Genomic DNA, 18,072 nt, shown 5'->3' with positions numbered 1-18,072 from the left:
GCCCCCACGCCGCCGCGCCCCGCTAACGCGGATTACTCCTCGGGCGCTTCCTCGCTGATCTGCTCTCGCATCAGCAACACCGGACAGGTCGAGAAACGCAGCACCCGCTCCGCCACGCTGCCGATCACGAGGCGCCGCACGCCGCGTCGCCCATGCGTGCCCAGCACGAGCAGATCGGCGTGGACGTCCTCGCCGTGGCGCAGCACGATCGTGGCGACGTCGTCGGACAGGCTCTCCGACTCGATCATCGCGGGCCGGCAACGCACATCGGCGGCGGCGCAGGCCTGCTCGGCCTGCTCGAGCACCGAGTGGCCGTCCTGGCGCAATGCTTCGACTAGCGCGAGCGGGTCGTAATAGCCGGCATAGGAAAAGATCGGCGTCTTGTCGACTACATAAACCGGATGCACGACGGCCTTCGTCAGCGCGGCGAGATTCACCGCTTCTTTCAGCGCGCGTTTCGAAAAGCTACTGCCGTCTAGCGCGACGAGGATATGTTGATACATGCCGATTCTCCACTGAGGTTGGATTTGTCAACGCGCGTGGCGCGCCCCTGCTACAGATAAAGGGGCCCGCCCGCACTGGCCGGATGCGGCGTGCCGCGCGTATGCCGCGACGGTGAGCCGCGTGCTGGTCGCGGTCGACGAGACGAAAGCGCGCATTCGCGGCGACGAACTGCCGGGCGACATGCGTGGCGAGCGCCAGTCCGGTGCCGCCCGCGGACGCGATCATCACGCGGTGGAAGGTGTTGCGCTCGGCAGCAGTGTTCATCGGCTTTCCTCGGATCGTCGCCGCGCCTCGGCCCGTGACGGGGCGCCCAACGGTGCGCGCTTACATAATGAACGCCGGCGCGGCGGGCGGCTTGATCTGCATCAAGCGACCATGGCTCGCGAACAGATCATGAGCGGACCGCGAGCACGGCCGCGCCGGTCAGCTTGCCGTGGCGCAGATCGTCGAGCGCGCGGTTCGCGTCGCGCAACGGGTAGGTGGTCGTCTCGATCGCGAGCCGGGTCTCCGCGGCGCTGCGCATGAACGCAAGCCCATCGTCGCGGGTCAGATTGGCGACCGATACGACGCGCCGCTCGCCCCACAGAAACGCGTACGGGAACGACGGAATGTCGCTCATATGAATCCCGCCGCACACCACCACGCCGCCCTTCGCGACCGCCTGCAGCGCCAGCGGCACCAGTGCGCCGACCGGCGCGAACAGCAGCGCGGCGTCGAGTTCGCTGGGCGGCGCCTCGTCGCTGCCGCCCGCCCATGTCGCGCCGAGGCGCAGCGCGAGTTGCTGGGCCGCGTGATCGCCGGGACGCGTGAACGCATAGACGGTGCGCTGCCGGTGACGCGCGACCTGCGCGACGAGATGCGCGGCCGCGCCGAAACCGTAGATGCCGATCCGTTCGGCGTCGCCCGCCATGCTCAACGTGCGATAGCCGATCAGACCCGCGCACAGCAGCGGCGCGGCCTCGACATCGCTGTAGTGCGGCGGCAGATGGAAGCAGTAGCGGCTATCGGCGACCGTGCGCTCGGCATAGCCGCCGTCGATCGTGTAGCCGGTGAAGCCAGCGTCGTCGCAGAGATTTTCGCGGGCGGACAGGCAGTAGCGGCAGTGGCCACAGGTATGGCCGACCCACGGCACGCCGACCCGTTCGCCCACCTTGAAACCGCTGACGCCCGCGCCCAATTCGGCCACCACGCCGACGATTTCGTGACCTGGAATCACCGGCCGCTTCGGATGCGCGAGTTCGCGATCGACCAGATGCAGGTCCGTGCGGCACACGCCGCAGGCATGAACGTCGATCAGAATCTCGCCGGCGCCGGGCCGCGGATCCGGCACTGCCCGCTCGGTCAGCGTCGCCGAGCTGCCGTCGAACACCATCGCTCGCATCGGGTTTCTCCTTCGGACGCTTCGGCGGCGGCACGCTGACGTGATGCAGATCGCGAGCTGCGCGCCGCTTTCATCAGATCAGCATAGGCGCGCCATTGTGTCGCGCGATCGGCTGCTGCCCTGAACCGTTTGATCGGGGTCAATAAGGGCCGTTTCGCCGCCCGTACACTGATCTTATTCCTGATAGGCGCAGGACGCGCACACGTTCGGGCAACGGGTACCTGGCCAATACGAACCAGTCATTTATATTGCGGAGACTTGCCATGCGTTTGACCGTTCATCTCGACACGTTCGATCGTGTCAACCCGATGGCCTTCGCCATTCTCTGGCTCGACAAGGACACGCGGCAATGGTCGCGCGAAGGTCATTTCGGGCTCGACTTGCCCGACTGGGGCGCGTTGCATGTGGGTTGCGGCAATACGCTCGTGTGCGCGCCGCATGGCACGACGCCGGTCTGCGCGCTCGAGGGGCTCGATCTCAACCAGCTCGACGGGCCGTTCGAAGGCGAGATCGGCCGCGTGCAGTGGTGCGCGGAGGGCGGCCGCAGCCTGATCAGCGGTCACTGGCGCGTGCAATGCATCGACGTCGAACAGACGGAACCGGAAACCAGCGTATTCGCAACCGACGAAAACGCGTGATTGGGCGCGTCGTAACCGCGGAGGCGGCGATCGCCACGACTGCCGTCGCTTGCGCTTGCCGCACGCGCTCGAGATCAGCGGCACCACCGCTCCGTACCGCCTTGGACGTTACGAAAAGAGGCCTGGAGCTGCGTCAGGTTGTGAACATCGAGTTTCGCGTAGATTTTTCGCACGTGGTCGATTACAGTGCTTTCGCGAATACCCATCAGTTGCGCAATGTCCCCATGCGAGCGTCGGAGCAACAGGTAAATGCAGAGTTGCCGCTGCCGTTCGCTCAAGCCAAGCTGAAATCCCCGCGTCTCGATTTCGAACGCGAGCGGAGGGAAATGCTCGGTGTAGATAGCGATACATGCGTGGTCCGCGCTCACTGCTGCGTGGTCGAAGCGATACGCTCTGAACGTAAATCGACCGGCGGCGTTGAACCGTTCCAGGACAGGTGGCGCTGCGGCGCAGCCTCGCCAGATTCCGTTGAAATTGGCAAGTAGCGGCGCCAGCCAACCCGGGAGCCGCGTGTGTTGCGCGTGGCTGACCGACTCTCCGCCTGCGAGCGCAAGCATCCGCATGCCGTCGTCGTTCTGCAACATGATCTTACCGGTGTCGTCGGCCACGATAACCGACGAACGGCCGTCTTCCGTGTGATCGGGATGCCGGCCTTTGGGCGACGTGAGCGCATGCCCGATATGTGCCGACAAAGGTCGAATGTCGGCGAGGTCCCGTTCGGAAAACGGCCGGCCGCCGGGCATTCTCTTGAGCGTCACGCTGCCCCACCCGCGCTTCCCATCGAAGGCCGTCAGTTCCAGGCTGTGCCGGATGTACATAGGGCGGTAGAGCTCGTTATACATCGTGCTGTTGAGCAACGCCCCATCGTGGCGTGCCGAGTTTTCGTATCCTCGTCCTCGCCGCATCGCAGTCGAAAAGCTAACCCCCATCGCATCAACCTGCATTTCCGTATTGTGCACTTCGGACATGTAGAGCGGCATCATTGCGTAGATGGCCTCGTTCTGGCTGTACATGTCGCTAAGCGCATACTGCGCGTCCGCGTAGAAGAACATGCCCCAGTCCGCGCCGACCAGCGTACGAAGCGTTTCGACGACGTGCGGAATGACGATGTGCGGATCAGATCCAAGCGAGCACAGCCGCCGGACGTGACCTGACAAAGCAGCGTGTTTTGAAGACATTTCTGTCTCCGGGGATCGTAGAAATCCGCTATGCCTGTGGTTGCTTCCTATACTGTCAGACGTTAGGCACGACTGTTACTCCCATTTGCGAGGGTATCGGTCCAGCGGAGATGTAAAGATGGGACGAGTCGATGACATTCATGCGGCGGTGCGGCTCGTCTATCAGGCGGCGCTCGATCCCGGGGAATGGCATACGGCGCTCGATTCGGTCGTGAACGCTATTGGTGCACATAAAGCGGTGCTCAACGAAGTGACCGGAGATGCCGCTGGTGTCGTCGCGTCGACCGGCATCGACCTCTATTCCGCGTCACGGCTGCACCGCGAGTTCGCGTCACGAATGCCGTACTGGATCAGCGCCATTCCGGCAGGAACGTCATTGCGTCAATCGTCAGCGATTTCGGATGCGGATTTCAGACGCTCGGATCTGTATAACGAGGCGGTTCGTCCGGCTGGCGGGTTCTACGGGATCGTCACGCCACTCGTGCGCACGCCTGTGCGTCAGGTCTATCTTTCGACCGGGCGCGAATTAGGCGCAGCGGATTTCGATAACGAAGATGTAGACGCCTTGAATGTCGTTGTGCCCCACCTTATCAACTCGCTTGAAGTGGGCAAGCGGCTCGTGCGCGCGGACGCGAACGTCAAGTCGGTATTTGATTTGCTCGATCGCGCGAGCGTCGGCGTCATTCTGTTCGACGCCGCGCTGTGCCCTGTGTTCGTGAATAGATGCGCCGAGGCGCTTGCATCGAGTGGCGACGGATTGGTGCTGTCGAAACGCACGGTGGCGGCGACGAGGCACGCGGAAACACTGTTGTTGCAGAAGGCGATGGCCAGCTCGGTTGGCTTGCATGACATAAAACGCAGCGGCCGCGAGAGTGCGATACAACGAGCCGCACCCACGCGCTGCTATCTTTCGCGCGATCCGCCGCGCCTGCCACTCGTCGTCAGAATCATGCCATTCGACCTGCACCAGCGGTCTGGCGCGTATGGAGATGCGGGCGAATCCAACACCATACGTGGCGCTCTGTTCCTGACGGAAGCCGATCGTGCGCCGAACGTCGATGCGGACGTACTCGTAGAAACGTTCCAACTCACCCGCCGCGAGGCGCAACTTGCGGTGTTACTGGCCAACGGCTACTGCCTCGAAGAGGCGGCGACGAAGCTCACGATCGGCTTAGGCACAGCGCGGGGATACCTGAAACAGATATTGGGCAAGACCTGCACACATAGGCAGGCCGAGCTCGTCGCGTTGATCCTGCGCAGTAGTCTGCAAGCTTTCGAATCTGCCGATGGCCGCTAAAGTCGCGGCGGCAAGGCCGTCTCCGCCAGACCGGCAAGCGGGCGTTTTTCACGCACGCGCTGACTCAGCATGCCGAGCACGAGTAGTGCTATCGGATAGAGGATCTTGTAGTTCGAATCCGCCATCAGGAAACCACAGGACAGAAATGCGAGCGGTGTCAGAAGCCATCGCTGTGCTCCGCGTTCGATCTTCCAGCAAGCGAAGATACATACCAGGTAGAGCACCAGAAAATTCTGGTTAGCAACGATCAATAGATCCGAGATCTGGATGTGAAATGCCGTCACCCCTGCCAGTACGGCCGCGAAGCTTGCCGCCACCAACAATACTGCGTTGCGAGGCGTTCCTTGCGCGTCCAGGCGCGCAAAGACTCCGGGCAGCAGGCGGTTCCTGCTGGCGGCATAGAAAAGACGACTGGCAGCGAAGACCCACGCATTGGCTGTCGCCTGGATAATCACGACTGTCACGAGCGCGAATGCAGACTGCCAGCGCAAGGGAACGAGCTGAGCAATGCCTTCTGCCGCGTTCACCGACGACTGGTTACTTGACGCACCGTTTACGGTGCCTGCCAGCAGAGAATACAACACCACTACGACGAGAAAGCTAGCCAGATAAACGAGCTTGATCGTTCGCTGCGGCTGCTGGAACTCCTCGAGACCGAACGAGACGTTCTCCCAGCCTATAAATGCCCAGAAAAGCAGAGCACTCACTCTCCAGACTTGCGATGGCTTGACGCCTGTCCAGTCGGGACGCGTCCACAACAGCATACCGGTGCGCAGGTCGGCGTGCCTCGTCACGCAAAGGGCGAGCACGGCAGCGACGATCAATGCGAGCGAGAGCTTATTGACGAGCGCAGCCTTGCGAATGCCGACGAGGTTGAACGTAACGGCAACCAGCAAGATCGAGATGCAGATCGGGACATGAGCACTCTTGCCGAGGCCAAAGGCAACTAGCGCATAGCTTGCCCCGATCATCGATTGGGCCGGCACGGTAAGCGGGAACGTGCCGCAGAGAACGGCCGTGACGGCAGATTCGGCGCGCCGCCCGAGCGCGGCTTCGGCGTAACGCGAAATGCCAGCGGCGGAGGCGTAGCGCGTGCCAAGGATTGCAAACACCCAAAGCAGCGGAAGGCAGGCGATCGCGCAGGCCAACCATCCGAATGCCGCGATTTGCGGTGAGCCCAGCTGCAGCGCAAGGCCCGGAAGACCAAACACGCCGGAGCCCACGACCATCCCGACAGCCAGCGCCGTGCCGCCGAACAGCGAAATCTGCCGACGCAATTCTGGCACTTCTTTCTCCTTCGCTGTTTGCTGTGCTGTGACTCGATGCAAGTCCAGATCGATTGCGGCGACTAGCACGGTCGTATTCATGCTAGATGTCGCGCGAAGGCGAAACACCCCATGTACAGGGGGCATCTGCGAGTCGGCCGCGAGCGGACGGAGCGTCCGTTGGACGTACCGTCGCCACGCGCGAATCGGCTAGAAGCACAGCGGAAGGTTCTCTGAGACCAGCCGCCGCGTCAGGCTGTAGTCAATGGCAGCGCCACACGTGCCTCCGGAATGCATTGGAGGCGATGGGCAGTCTGGAGGGGGCTCGACACGTGCGGGTCAGCACAAGCGAGGCGGACGGTGCCGGCGTGGTCGTCACCGTGCGCGACTCCGGGCCGGGCTTCGGCCCGAACGGTCCGGAACACGCGTTCAACGCGTTCTATGCGACGAAGGCGACGAGTCTGGGCATGGGACTTTCCATCTGTCGTTCGATTATCGACGCCCATGGTGGCCGCTTGTGGGTGGGTGAATCCACGCCGCGCGGCGCGGCCGTTCAGTTCACGGTGCCCCCGCACGCGTCGCCAATGCTATGACGCGCCGCCGGATATTTTCGCGAGAACGCTCGCAACGATGCGATCGCACTGCGCCCCGCCGAATTCGAACGCATCGCGCTCGGCGAGATCGAGCGCCTGAGCAAGCGACTCGCGCAACATGCTGCGCGCGCGGAAATGCCGGCTCCGCACCGTCGCTTCAGGAATGCTCAGACACTGCGCGGTCTCCTCGACGCAGAGATGCGCGACGAACGCCGGCCGCACCTTCACGAGCAGCGCCTTCAGTTGCTCGTTCTTCGCGCTTGGAATGAGCGTCTTGTCGAGCGCGTCGATCACGTTTTCATGATAGGTGACCTCGTGATCGATATAGGCCTTATCGAAGCTGGCGCCCGAAAGTGTCTTCAGCTTGGCGATGTTCTGGTCGCCGCCCTGCTTGATGTTCTGACTCGTCGGATTGTCCTCGGGGGTCACGTTGAGCTTCTTCACGAGATCCGTCGCGGCCTTGTTGACGCCGGTGTGATCGGTGACCATCCGCTGCGCGAACGCCTTCACGTCCTTCGATTCCGTTCTGGTTTCCGCGAGCTTGCCCGCGTCGATATCGACCTGATTTGCAGTCACGACGATCGCGGCAATCTGCGGATCGCTCGGCCCGGTGCCTTGCGCACCAGACGCTATGCTCGCTAACGCGAGGGTCGCCGCCAGCACTGTGTGGATGATGAGTTTCATATGACATCTCCCCATATTCCATTGCGGATATGGGATTGGATGTCACGTCGGAGAAGCGCGTTCCGGATCGACCAGCAACGCGCCCGGAATGCGCGCGCCACATTGACGCGTGACGCCAGAAACTACCGCACACTACATCGCGATCACTTTGCCGGGGTTCAGGATATTGTGCGGATCGAGCGCAAGCTTGATCGCCTTCATCGCGGCGAGTTCGGCCGGCGAGCGCGACATGCCGAGCACGCTCAGCTTTTCCTCGCCGATCCCATGCTCGGCCGATACCGAGCCGCCCATTTCCCCAGTGAGTTCATAGACGACGCGCTTGACCTCATCGATGTCCTCGTCGGTCCAGCCCGGTTCCTGCGCCACCACGTGCAGATTGCCGTCGCCGAGATGCCCGTAGACGAGGATCGTCGCTTGCGGCCAGCGCGCGCGCAGCCGCTCGTCGCAACGCTGCGCCGCATCGCCCGCCTGCGCGACCGCGAAACTGATGTCGAACGAGATGCGTCCGGGGATCAGGCGCGGATATTCGGCCGGCGCGTCGCGAATCGCCCAGAACGCCGCGGCGTCGGCGTCCGATTGCGCGATCGCGGCGTCGGAGATCACGCCGGCGTCGAGCATGTCGGCGAGAAAGTCCTCGAACGCCGCCGCCTGCCGCTCCGGGTCCGCGCCGCAAGTCTCGAGCAAAACGTAGTAAGCGTGATCGCTGCCGAGCGGCACGCGCAGTTCGGGCAGGCGTTCCCGCACGAAGTCGCAATAGCTGGGCCACATGACCTCGAACGCGGACACGCCGGCCGGCAGCCGCTCCTGCGCGCGGCCGAGCAGCGTGGTCACCGCCTCGTAATCCGGCATGCCGCACCATGCGGTCGAGATTGCGCGCGGTTTGGCGCGCAGGCGCAGCACCGCGCGCGTGATGACGCCGAGCGTGCCTTCGCTGCCGGTCATCAGGTTGCGCAGGTCGTAGCCGGTATTGTTCTTGATCATCTTGCGCTCGCCGCCGATCACGCTGCCGTCGGCGAGCACCGCTTCGACGTCGAGCACCTGGTCGCGCATCATCCCGTAGCGGATCACGCGGTTGCCGCCCGCATTCGTTGCGATGTTGCCGCCAATCGTGCAACTGCCGCGCGCGCCAAGGTCGAGCGCGAACATGAAGCCGGCGTGATCGGCCGCTTCCTGCACCGCCTGCAGCGGCGTGCCCGCGAACACGGTGATGGTCGCGCTGACCGGATCGATGTCGATGACGCCGTTCATCCGCTCGACGCTCAGCGCAACCTCGCCGCCGAGCACGCAGGCGCCGCCCGCGTGCCCGGTCATGCCGCCTTGCGTGACGACCGGCTGGCGGAATTGATGACAGATCCTGAGCGCGGTGGCGACCTGTTCGGTCGTGCGCGGTCGGATCAACGCTATCGGATCGGTCGATGGCGTGCCGCTCCAGTCGGCGAACTGCCGCCCGCCAAATTCGGCCGGCAGACTCACGATGTCCGCGCCGAGCGTTTCGCGCAGCGCGGCGACAGCTTCGTTACCGCGGGTCGCGGCGTTCGGTTCTTGCTGCATCAGATATCTCCAGTTCGTCAGGCGGACAGAGCCGCTGCGCGCGCCTGCACCGTTTGGGTCTGCGTTTGCGAGTGCACGCGCGACAGCGGCGCCTGCTGCCCTGGCCAACGCAGATAACTACGGTCGAGCCCGGCGATATCGCAGCAACCGAGCAAGCCGAGCGCCCGGTCGATCTCGGTCTGCAGAATCTCAATAGCCCGCTCGGCGCCCGGCTGACCGCCCGCGCTCAGACCATAGGTGGTCGCGCGTCCGAGCAATACCGCATCGGCGCCCAGCGCGACCGCCTTCAGGATCTCGGAGCCGCGGCGAAATCCGCCGTCGAGCATCACGCACAGCTTACCCCCAACCTGCTCGACGACTTCGGGCAGCACGTCCATCGCCGATACCGCGCTGTCGAGCTGCCGCCCACCGTGGTTCGACAGCACGATGCCGTCGACGCCGGCCTCCAGCGCCTTCAGCGCATCCGGCGCACCCAGCACGCCTTTGACGATCAGCCGACGCGGCCACAGATCGCGCAGCCAGCGGATATCGTCCCACGACAACGACGGGTCGAGTTCCCGGCCCAGTGTGATCGTCGCGCCCTTCACGCTGTCCTGCCCCGGCGGCAGCAGGTCGCCGAGATTGGCGAAGCGCGGCATGCCGTTCGGCCACAGCACGTTGGCCATCCAGCCCGGATGGCGCAGCACGTCGAACTTGTTGCGCCAGTCGAGCTTCAGCGGCTCGATGTAGTTGCGCAGGTCCCATTCGCGTTTGCCGAACACCGCGCTGTCGGTCGTGACGACCAGCGCCTCGATGCCCGCGGCCTTCGCGCGCTGCGCCAGTTTCGCCAGAGATTCGCGCGTGCGGTACATATAGACCTGCATCCACACGCGACCGCCCGCGCGCCGCACGACGTCCTCCAGCGAGACCGTCGACACGTTGCTCAGCACGAACGGAATGCCGGCCGCTGCCGCCGCGCTGGCCAGCTTGACGTCGCCTTCGCGAAACATCAGGCCGCTATAGCCGGTCGGGCCGATCATGAACGGTGACGCGCTGCGCTCGCCGAACAGCGTCACGCTCTGATTGCGCTTTTCGACGTTCACCAGCGTGCGCGGCAGAAAAGCGATTTCGCGGAACACGTCGCGGTTGCGCCGCAGTGTCGCTTCGTCTTCGGCGCCGCCCTCCACATACTCGAAACAGAAATTCGGCAGACGCTTGCGGGCCATCGCGCGCAGATCATCGATGCTGTGCGCGCGCTTCACGTCGCGGCCTGAATAAAGGCGGCGTTCCAATTGCATCCTCCAGTGCGTGATTGACTCGTCTATTTGATTGTTGGTTGTGTCGCTGCGCAGCCGTTCAGGTCACCACGCCGACCTGCCACGGCACGAACTCGCTCTGCCCGTAGCCGTGCAGCTCGCTCTTGGTGCGCGTACCGGAAGCGCAGTCGAGCATCATGCGGAAGATCGCTTCGCCGAGTTCGTCGATGCTCGCGCTGCCGTCGATCACTCCGCCGCAATTGATATCGATGTCGTCCTGCTGGCGCTCCCACAACGCGGTGTTGGTCGCCAGCTTCAACGACGGCGACGGCGCACAGCCGTAAGCGGAGCCGCGCCCGGTCGTGAAGCAGATCAGGTTCGCGCCCGAGGCGACCTGTCCGGTCGCGGACACCGGGTCGTAGCCGGGCGAATCCATGAACACGAAGCCCTTCGCGGCGATCGGCTGCGCGTATTCGTAGACGTCGACCAGATTCGTCGTGCCGCCCTTCGCGACCGCGCCGAGCGATTTTTCGAGGATCGTCGTCAGACCGCCCACCTTGTTGCCCGCCGATGGATTGTTGTCCATCGCGCCGCCATTGCGCGCGCAATAGTCCTGCCACCATGCGATGCGCGCGAGCAGTTTGTCGCCGACCGCGGCGCTCACCGCGCGGCGCGTCAGCAGATGCTCGGCGCCATAGATTTCCGGCGTTTCCGACAGAATCGCGGTGCCGCCATGCCGCACGAGCCGATCGACCGCGGCGCCGAGCGCCGGATTCGCGGAGATGCCCGAGTAGCCGTCCGAGCCGCCGCATTGCAGACCGACGCATAGATGCGCAGCCGGTACCGGCACGCGCTGCACGCGGTTCGCGTCGGCGAGCATCTCGCGCACCATCGCGATACCGCGTTCGATCGTCTTGCGCGTGCCGCCGCTGTCCTGGATCGTGAAGCTGCGCAGCTTCGTCGAACTGGCGTCGAGGCCGCCCGCCGCGAGCACACCGTCGATCTGATTCGTCTCGCAGCCCAACCCGACGAACAGCACCGACGCGAAGTTCGGATGCACCGCATAACCGGCGAGCGTACGACGCAGGATCGCAATGCCCTCGCCTTGCATGTCGATGCCGCAGCCGAGCCCGTGCGTCAAGGCGATTACACCGTCGACGTTCGGATAGTCGGCGAGCGCGTCGGGACGCACGTCGCGCCGGAAATGATCGGCAATCGCGCGCGCAACCGTCGCCGAGCAGTTCACACTGGTCAGAATGCCGATGTAATTGCGCGTCGCGATGCGGCCGTCGTCGCGACGAATCCCCATGAAATGCGCGGGTTCAGCGACGTAGACGGTCGGCTGCGCATCGGCGCCGAACGCGTGCTCGCGCGCGAACTCGGACATGCCGAGATTGTGCGTATGAACATGCTGGCCGCGCGCGATCGCTTCACGCGCTACGCCGATGATCTGGTTGTAGCGCTTGACCGGCTCGCCCTGCGCGATGTCGCGCGTCGCGATCTTGTGTCCCGGTGGAATCAGCCCGGCGACGACCAGTTGTTCCGCGTCGATGCGCGTGCCCGGCAACAACTGCCGGGTCGCGATGATGACGTCGTCGGCGGGATGCAGGCGAATGATCGGGCACGCGCCGCTAGCTTGAGTCGACATGAAAAGCCTCGAAGACAGGGTTATCCGTAAGCGTTCGAACAGAATACGTCAGATCGTGGAGCCCACGCCCTTGGGCAGATCGCGGCTGTCCGATTCCAGCGACAGCGGCTCGATGCGTCCCACGATGAAAAGATAGCTGAACGCGCCAAGAAAGCAGAAGCCGCCCGCGACGACGAGCGGAATCGTGAACGAGCCTTTCGACATCGCCACCATCACGCCGGTGAACGTCGTGATCACGATCCCCGCCAGATTCGATGCGAAGTTCTGAATCCCGCCGATCGACGCGACATGACCCGGCGTCGGCGCGACGTCGCCTGGCAGCGACCAGATGCTCGCCGCGGCGAACGCGAGGCTGCCATAGGCGATGCCGAAGAACGCGAGCATCAGATACGTGTTCTCCGTGAACGCCGACAGCGTGATCACCGACGACAACAGCATGCCGCCGACCATGCAGGTCTTGCGCGCGGCCGTCAGGCTCCAACCTCGCCGGAACAGCGCGTCGGACACGAAGCCGCCGAACCAGCCGCCCGGAATCGCGATCAACGCCGGAATCATGCCGAGCGTGCCGAGCGATTTGAGCGAGAAGCCACGGGTCTCCACGAGGTAGCTCGGAAACCACGTAATGAAGAAATAGATCACGAAGTTCAGGCAGAAGAAGCCGAGCATCATGCCCCACAGCGTGCGGTGGCGAAACAGCGACGCCCATGTCACCTTCTCCGCGCTTACCTGAGCCGCGGGAGTAGCCTCGAGTGCGACGGCCATCTCGTCTTGCACAGGATTGCGATAGATCACGAACCAGCCGACGATCCAGACCGCGCCGAGCAAGCCGGTGAGGACAAAAGCCGCCTTCCAGCCGAGCGTGCTGATGATCAGCGCAACCACGGGAATCGACAGCGCGGAGCCGACCCGCGAGCCGCTATCGAAGATGCTCGTCGCGAGCGCACGTTCCTTGGGCTGGAACCATTGGCTCACGAGCTTCGTGCAGGACGGATACGCGCCCGCCTCGCCGACGCCGAGCAACAGGCGGCAGCCGAACATGCCCGCGACGCTGGTCGTGACCGCGGTGGCCGCGGTAAACACCGACCACCAGCCGACCGCGAGCGGCAGCGCGATGCGCGCGCCGACGCGATCGACGAACCAGCCGAACGGCATCTGCATGAACGCGTAGGTCCAGAAGAAGCCGCTCAGGATGAAGCCCATCTCGGCGGGGCCGATGCCGAGCGCCTTTTCGATTTGCGGCGCGGCGACCGCGAGATTCGCACGATCGATGTAGTTCACTGCGATCGCGAGAAAGCACAGAAAAATTACTACCCAACGCATCTTCTTCATGAAACCGTCTCCTCCTGGCCCAGGCTAAGCCTATGTTTGGATGAACCTTGCGACCTCGTGAGCCGCTGGTGTACTGCAGGGTCGACGACCCGATTTACTGCGGATTTGCGGCCCGCGCCTTTAGCCGCGTTGCACGCACGCGGCAAGCGCCGCGTTCAGACGCGGTTGCTCGACACGCACGCCGAGCTCGCGGGCGAGTTCGATCACCGGCTTGAAGCGCCGCTGTTTCTTTTGCTCATGATTGCGCGCGATGTCGGCGAGGCGATGATCGAGGAACGGGTTTTCGAACCGCTCGCGCACGTCGTCGAGATAGGCGCGCGCGTCGCTGCCCTGACCGAGCGCATCGAAGACCGGCAGTACCTCGTCGCGCCACAGCGATTCGAGATCGGCGCGCAACAGCGGATCGCGCATCGCGTGCAGCACGTTCTCGTCGGGATCGCGCGCGTCGGCCTGCCAGCGCTCGGCGAGCCACGTATGCCCGAGATTCAGCAGCAGCAGCTTCAGGCGTTCGTAGTGCAACAGATCGTCGGTGACGATCATCGCTTCGTGCTCGCACGGCAGCACCATGCCGGCACGCCGCTCGATCGCCCACAACGCGTAGGGTTCGGCAACCGCGCCAACCGGCCGGATCGGCTCCGACACGATGCGGTCCACCAGCGAATTGACCCAGATGCAGGTGTGCTCGATGTAGCGCAGGAACTCGGTCCCGCCGCCCCAGTCGCGCGCGATATCGGCGACGAGGCCACGCAGCGTGTCGCCGTTGCCCGATACGAGTTCGCATGGCAGCAGCGTCAGCGGCGCGGCGCCGGCTTTGAAGCGCGCGTGCAGCAGCACTACGAGCTTCGCCGCGAATCCGCGCGGCACGCTCTTGTCGTCGCGCAATAGCTCGGCGGTGTCGTCGGCGAAACACTCGTAGCCTCGGTCGCCGGTGTTCGAGATCACCACGCGCGCGTCGTGCGCGAAGCGCTCCACCACTGTTGGCCAATCGGTATTCGCGTTCAATGCCTCGCTGATCGCATGACATTGCGTGGTCGTATCGATCACCGCTTCGCGACGCAGACCGCGAATGCGCACCTCGTACAGCCGGTGCGCGCGCAACGCGTCGATGCGCGCGAGGCTCTCGGGATTGGCCGTCGTCTGCACGACGCTCACGTGCCCCAGCGCGCGGCCCGAGTCGAGCGCCGCCGATACGAACAGATCCGCGTGCGCCTGCAGAAAGCGACTCGTGCCGAATTGAAGAATCGGGTTGCGCATCGTCCGTTTTCCCCGCTCGCTCAACAGGCCACCAGCGCCTTGATGACGCCGGCATCCGGTTTCAGCAGCTTGGGGAATTCGCCCGGCAGATTGGCGAGCTCGACCACGTGGGTATTGAGCGCGGCCGTCGGAATCTTGCCGGCGCGCATCGCTTCGAGCACCGTTTCGAAGTCGGCGACGGTCGCGTTGCGGCTCGCGAGCAAGGTCGTCTCGCGCTTGTGGAACTCGGGATCGGCAAACGAAATGCGCTGGCTGACGATCGACACCAGCACGTACTTGCCGCCGTGCGCGACGAACTGCAGCCCGCGCTCCATCGCCTTCACGTTGCCGGTCGCGTCGAATACCACGTCGAAGAACTCGTTATCGGTCAGCGCGGCGAGTTGGGCGGCATCGGTCGCGGCGTCGGTGGTGTCGAGCAGCACCGTGTGATCGGCCTGCAATGCGCCGGCACAAACGGACAGGCGGTCCGCGCGGCCGTCGAGCACGCTGACCTCGGCGCCGCGCAGTTTCGCGAAGATCGTCACGGCCATGCCGATCGGCCCAGCCCCGACTACCAGCGCACGCTGCCCGGCTTGCACGTCGGCGCGCGCGACCGCGTGTGCGCCGATAGCCAGGAACTCGAGCATCGCGGCTTGGTCGAGCGTCACGCCGTCGGCCTTGAAGACGAACGCCTGCGGCACCGCGAGGTACTCGGTCATGCCGCCGTCGGTATGGACGCCGAGCACGCGGATGTTCACGCAGCAGTTGCCCTTGCCCGCGCGGCAGGCCACGCAGCGCCCGCACGACAGATACGGCATCACGTACACCTGGTCGCCGGCCGCGACGCGCGCGCCGGCCGGCGCCGCTTCGACGATGCCGGCAAGCTCGTGCCCCATCACGCGCGGATACGACAGATACGGCTGATTGCCGGTGAAGATATGGAAGTCGGTGCCGCAGATGCCGACTCGGCGGATGCGGATCAGCACATCGTCAGGGCCGGCGTTCGGCATCGCGCGTTCGGTGAGCGCGAGCTGGCCGGGTTGTTCGCAAATGACTGTCTTCATCGTCATGGAGGAATTGATCGGGTATCGGGAGCGGAGCGGCCCGCAGGGCTGCTCGCCTGGCGTCTACTTGGCGTCGATCTGGCCTTACCAATTTGCAAAAGTAACGGCACATGCGATACTGGTCAAGCCAATTTGCACGATGTTGGGGGAAACCCCGAACGCTGTCAGCGCGCAGCCGAGCGCGCGCGATTTGCGCGCCGGGCGCTTCGATCTACAATCGGCGCTCGCCTTATCGGGATTGCACAAGCTCCATTGCCGGGAAACGTTTCGTGAACACCAAACCTGCCGACACGCGCCGTCTGTACCTTCAGATCGCGGAAAAATTGCGCGATCTGATCGCTCAGCCGGAGTTCGCGCCGAACGGCCGCCTGCCGCCCGAGCGCGCGCTGGCGGAAACGCTCGGCGTATCGCGGCCGTCGGTGCGCGAGGCGCTGGTCGCGCTGGAACTGGAAGGCCTCGTCGAGATTCGCATGGGCTCGGGCGTCTATCTGTGCGCGACGCCGTCCGCGCCAAGTGATGCGTCGCTGTCGCAGGCCGAACTCGGCGATAGCCTGCTCGACATCCTCGGCGCGCGCTGCCTGATCGAAGGCTCGATCATTGCGAGCGTCGCACCGTTCTGCAAACCGAAAGACCTGAAGATGCTGCGCGCGATCTACAACGAGATGGAGCGCGAAGTGAAGGCGGGCAGAATTCCGGTCGCCGCCGATCGCGCGTTCCATCTGGCGATCGCGCAGATGTCCGGCAACGAAGTGCTGGTGCGCACCGTCAGCTCGCTATTCGATGCGCGACATAGTCCGCTGTCGGAAAAGCTGCGTGGCCACTTCGAAAACGAAACGACGTGGGGCGCCGTGCCCGAAGAACATCTGGTGATTCTGGAAGCGCTGGAAGCGCACGATCCGCTGCAGGCGCAGGCGGCGATGCAGCGCCACTTGAAGCTGTCGTTGGAGCGGGTGATCACGGGGGGACAGCGGACGACTTAGAAACGGTTTCATAAAGACTTCTGGGCACGCTTGAGCGTGTTCCAGCAGATCAAGGAACAACCGAGTCTGAGAAACGCCTCATGAACGGTTCGTCGTCAACGATTGGTTTTCCCATCTACTCAATCCGCTTGTTTGCGCCGCAATCGCAAACGTGCCGAGCGTCGACGCGGCTCGTATCAGCGCGCCGCCTCGGACCGTACGCTGCGCGATTTCACGCGCCAGTTCGCGAGCGCGCCGAGCGCCATCAGCACGCTGGTGCCGAGAAACACCGCGCGCATGCCGACGTGGCCGCCGACGAAACCGCCCAGCAGCGGACCGGCCACCTGCCCCGCGTACTGCGACGACACCGAGTAGCCGAGAATCGCGCCCGTCACGCTCGCCGGCACGTTGTGCCGGATCACGCTCGCGATGCACGGCAACAGGCCGCCGAGTGCAATGCCCATCAGGAAACGCAGCACGATCAACTGCCAGCTCGCGGTGACGAACGCCTGCGGCACGAGCAACACCGCCGAGACCGCGAGGCAGCCGACGATCACGTTCCAATGCCCGACGCGATCCGCGAACCTGCCGAGACGCGACGACGAGATCACGCTGCCGAGCGCCGCGCCCGACATGACGAAGCCCGCGACCATCGTCACGCTTTGAGGCTTCGTGAGATGGGCGACGTAGACGGTGATGATCGGTTCGATCGACATGTTCGCGACCATCAGCAGCAGGCCGGTGGCAAGCATCGCGATGGCCGCCCGCTTGTCGTCGACCCAGGCCCACGCGCCCTTCTTCGACGCGCTGTCCGCGCGCTTGCGGACCGGCTGCTCGCGAATCAGAAACGCGGTCGCGAGAAAGGCGACGAAGATCGCCGCGCCCGAGGCCCAGAAGGTCGCGCGGATGCCGATCAGCGGCGGCAGGAAGCCGCCGAGCAGCGGGCCGACCAGATTGCCCGCCATGATCCCCGACGACAGCACCCCGAGCGCCCAGCCCGAACGCGCCTTCGGCGTCTGCGTCGCGACGAGGATCATCGAGCCCGACGCATAGCCGCCGAGCAGCCCGGCGAGCAGCCGCAACGCGACCAGTTGCCAGGCCGAGTGCGCCATGCCGATCAGCGACATCGCGACCGCCATGCCGAGGCTCGAGCGGATCAGCATCAGCTTGCGGCCGTAGAGGTCCGCGAGCTTGCCCCACAGCGGCGCGACGAGCGCGGCGCTGAAAAACGTCGCGCCGAACGCGGCGCCGGACCACTGCACGATCGCCGCATGATCCTGCACGCCGAGTTGCTCGACGTAAAGCGGCAGGAACGGCAGCAGCACCGTCATCGCGACGATGGTCGTGAACGAGCCGAACACGCACACGCACAGGTTGCGCTGCCAATGCGCGGCGGCTTCATCGGCGGCCGGCGGGGCGGCCTTGGCCGCCGCCGTCGCCTGCGCCTGCGGCGGCACCGGTTCGGCCGTTGGTACGTCGAGCTTGCGATTCATCTTCGAGACTTTCCAGGTGA

The 18,072-nt window shown here is 64.6% G+C and carries 16 protein-coding genes; 4 read left to right on the top strand and 12 right to left on the bottom strand.

Translation table 11 applies throughout. The features are described 5' to 3' along the window. Positions 1–32 precede the first annotated feature (32 nt). Both AB4Y34_RS19735 and AB4Y34_RS19730 read right to left on the bottom strand, forming a co-directional pair. Positions 33–503, bottom strand: a complete 471-nt coding sequence (locus AB4Y34_RS19735) for a universal stress protein (protein ID WP_368716935.1) — start codon at positions 501–503, stop codon at positions 33–35. A gap of 392 nt (positions 504–895) precedes the next feature. After that, positions 896–1,885, bottom strand: a complete 990-nt coding sequence (locus tag AB4Y34_RS19730; RefSeq protein ID WP_368716934.1) for a zinc-dependent alcohol dehydrogenase family protein — start codon at positions 1,883–1,885, stop codon at positions 896–898. A gap of 263 nt (positions 1,886–2,148) precedes the next feature. Here AB4Y34_RS19730 and AB4Y34_RS19725 point away from each other — a divergent pair, with 263 nt between their 5' ends. Next, positions 2,149–2,523 carry a DUF3564 domain-containing protein gene (locus tag AB4Y34_RS19725; RefSeq protein WP_368716933.1) on the top strand — a complete coding sequence of 125 codons (375 nt, stop codon included), beginning with the start codon at positions 2,149–2,151 and terminating at the stop codon, positions 2,521–2,523. A gap of 74 nt (positions 2,524–2,597) precedes the next feature. Here the strand turns inward: AB4Y34_RS19725 and AB4Y34_RS19720 are convergent, their stop codons facing one another. Then, entirely contained in the window at positions 2,598–3,701 is a 1,104-nt protein-coding gene (locus AB4Y34_RS19720) for a helix-turn-helix transcriptional regulator (protein WP_368716932.1), read from the bottom strand. Between the two features lie 118 nt (positions 3,702–3,819). On the opposite strand from AB4Y34_RS19720, the gene AB4Y34_RS19715 reads away from it, so the two are divergent. Further along, the gene (locus AB4Y34_RS19715; protein ID WP_368716931.1) at positions 3,820–4,998 is read left to right on the top strand and encodes a helix-turn-helix transcriptional regulator; all 1,179 of its coding nucleotides are present in this window, start codon (positions 3,820–3,822) and stop codon (positions 4,996–4,998) included. Here AB4Y34_RS19715 and AB4Y34_RS19710 read toward each other — a convergent pair. After that, on the bottom strand, positions 4,995–6,365 hold the full coding sequence (locus AB4Y34_RS19710; protein WP_176378455.1) for an APC family permease: 1,371 nt from the start codon (positions 6,363–6,365) through the stop codon (positions 4,995–4,997). The two genes, AB4Y34_RS19715 and AB4Y34_RS19710, sit on opposite strands and share 4 nt — an antisense overlap. Positions 6,366–6,370: 5 nt before the next feature. Here AB4Y34_RS19710 and AB4Y34_RS19705 point away from each other — a divergent pair, with 5 nt between their 5' ends. Next, positions 6,371–6,856 carry an ATP-binding protein gene (locus tag AB4Y34_RS19705; RefSeq protein ID WP_368716930.1) on the top strand — a complete coding sequence of 162 codons (486 nt, stop codon included), beginning with the start codon at positions 6,371–6,373 and terminating at the stop codon, positions 6,854–6,856. Here the strand turns inward: AB4Y34_RS19705 and AB4Y34_RS19700 are convergent. From AB4Y34_RS19700 to AB4Y34_RS19670, 7 genes are all read right to left on the bottom strand, one after another. Beyond that, complete coding sequence (locus AB4Y34_RS19700; protein WP_368716929.1) at positions 6,851–7,540, bottom strand: DUF4142 domain-containing protein; 690 nt, start codon at positions 7,538–7,540, stop codon at positions 6,851–6,853. The genes AB4Y34_RS19705 and AB4Y34_RS19700 overlap by 6 nt on opposite strands. A 132-nt stretch (positions 7,541–7,672) precedes the next feature. Further along, complete coding sequence (locus AB4Y34_RS19695) at positions 7,673–9,091, bottom strand: FAD-binding oxidoreductase (protein WP_368716928.1); 1,419 nt, start codon at positions 9,089–9,091, stop codon at positions 7,673–7,675. Positions 9,092–9,108: 17 nt separating this feature from the next. After that, positions 9,109–10,362 carry an alpha-hydroxy acid oxidase gene (locus AB4Y34_RS19690; RefSeq protein WP_368716927.1) on the bottom strand — a complete coding sequence of 418 codons (1,254 nt, stop codon included), beginning with the start codon at positions 10,360–10,362 and terminating at the stop codon, positions 9,109–9,111. Between the two features lie 64 nt (positions 10,363–10,426). After that, on the bottom strand, positions 10,427–11,974 hold the full coding sequence (locus AB4Y34_RS19685; RefSeq protein ID WP_176378458.1) for a UxaA family hydrolase: 1,548 nt from the start codon (positions 11,972–11,974) through the stop codon (positions 10,427–10,429). Between the two features lie 48 nt (positions 11,975–12,022). Next, the gene (locus tag AB4Y34_RS19680; RefSeq protein WP_176378459.1) at positions 12,023–13,303 is read right to left on the bottom strand and encodes an MFS transporter; all 1,281 of its coding nucleotides are present in this window, start codon (positions 13,301–13,303) and stop codon (positions 12,023–12,025) included. 120 nt (positions 13,304–13,423) lie between these two features. Beyond that, positions 13,424–14,557 carry a mannitol dehydrogenase family protein gene (locus tag AB4Y34_RS19675; protein ID WP_368716926.1) on the bottom strand — a complete coding sequence of 378 codons (1,134 nt, stop codon included), beginning with the start codon at positions 14,555–14,557 and terminating at the stop codon, positions 13,424–13,426. Between the two features lie 20 nt (positions 14,558–14,577). Continuing rightward, complete coding sequence (locus tag AB4Y34_RS19670; protein ID WP_368716954.1) at positions 14,578–15,600, bottom strand: zinc-binding alcohol dehydrogenase family protein; 1,023 nt, start codon at positions 15,598–15,600, stop codon at positions 14,578–14,580. Positions 15,601–15,869: 269 nt separating this feature from the next. On the opposite strand from AB4Y34_RS19670, the gene AB4Y34_RS19665 reads away from it, so the two are divergent. Beyond that, a complete protein-coding gene (locus AB4Y34_RS19665) occupies positions 15,870–16,580 on the top strand; it encodes a FadR/GntR family transcriptional regulator (RefSeq protein ID WP_368716925.1) in 711 nt (236 codons plus the stop codon). A 176-nt stretch (positions 16,581–16,756) separates the two neighbouring features. Here the strand turns inward: AB4Y34_RS19665 and AB4Y34_RS19660 are convergent, their stop codons facing one another. Further along, the gene (locus AB4Y34_RS19660) at positions 16,757–18,052 is read right to left on the bottom strand and encodes an MFS transporter (protein ID WP_368716924.1); all 1,296 of its coding nucleotides are present in this window, start codon (positions 18,050–18,052) and stop codon (positions 16,757–16,759) included. Positions 18,053–18,072: the final 20 nt, after the last annotated feature.

Origin of the sequence: Paraburkholderia sp. BR10954 (assembly GCF_040965775.1) — a bacterium.
GTDB lineage: Bacteria > Pseudomonadota > Gammaproteobacteria > Burkholderiales > Burkholderiaceae > Paraburkholderia > Paraburkholderia youngii.
This window is presented reverse-complemented; position numbering and strand designations above follow the sequence as displayed.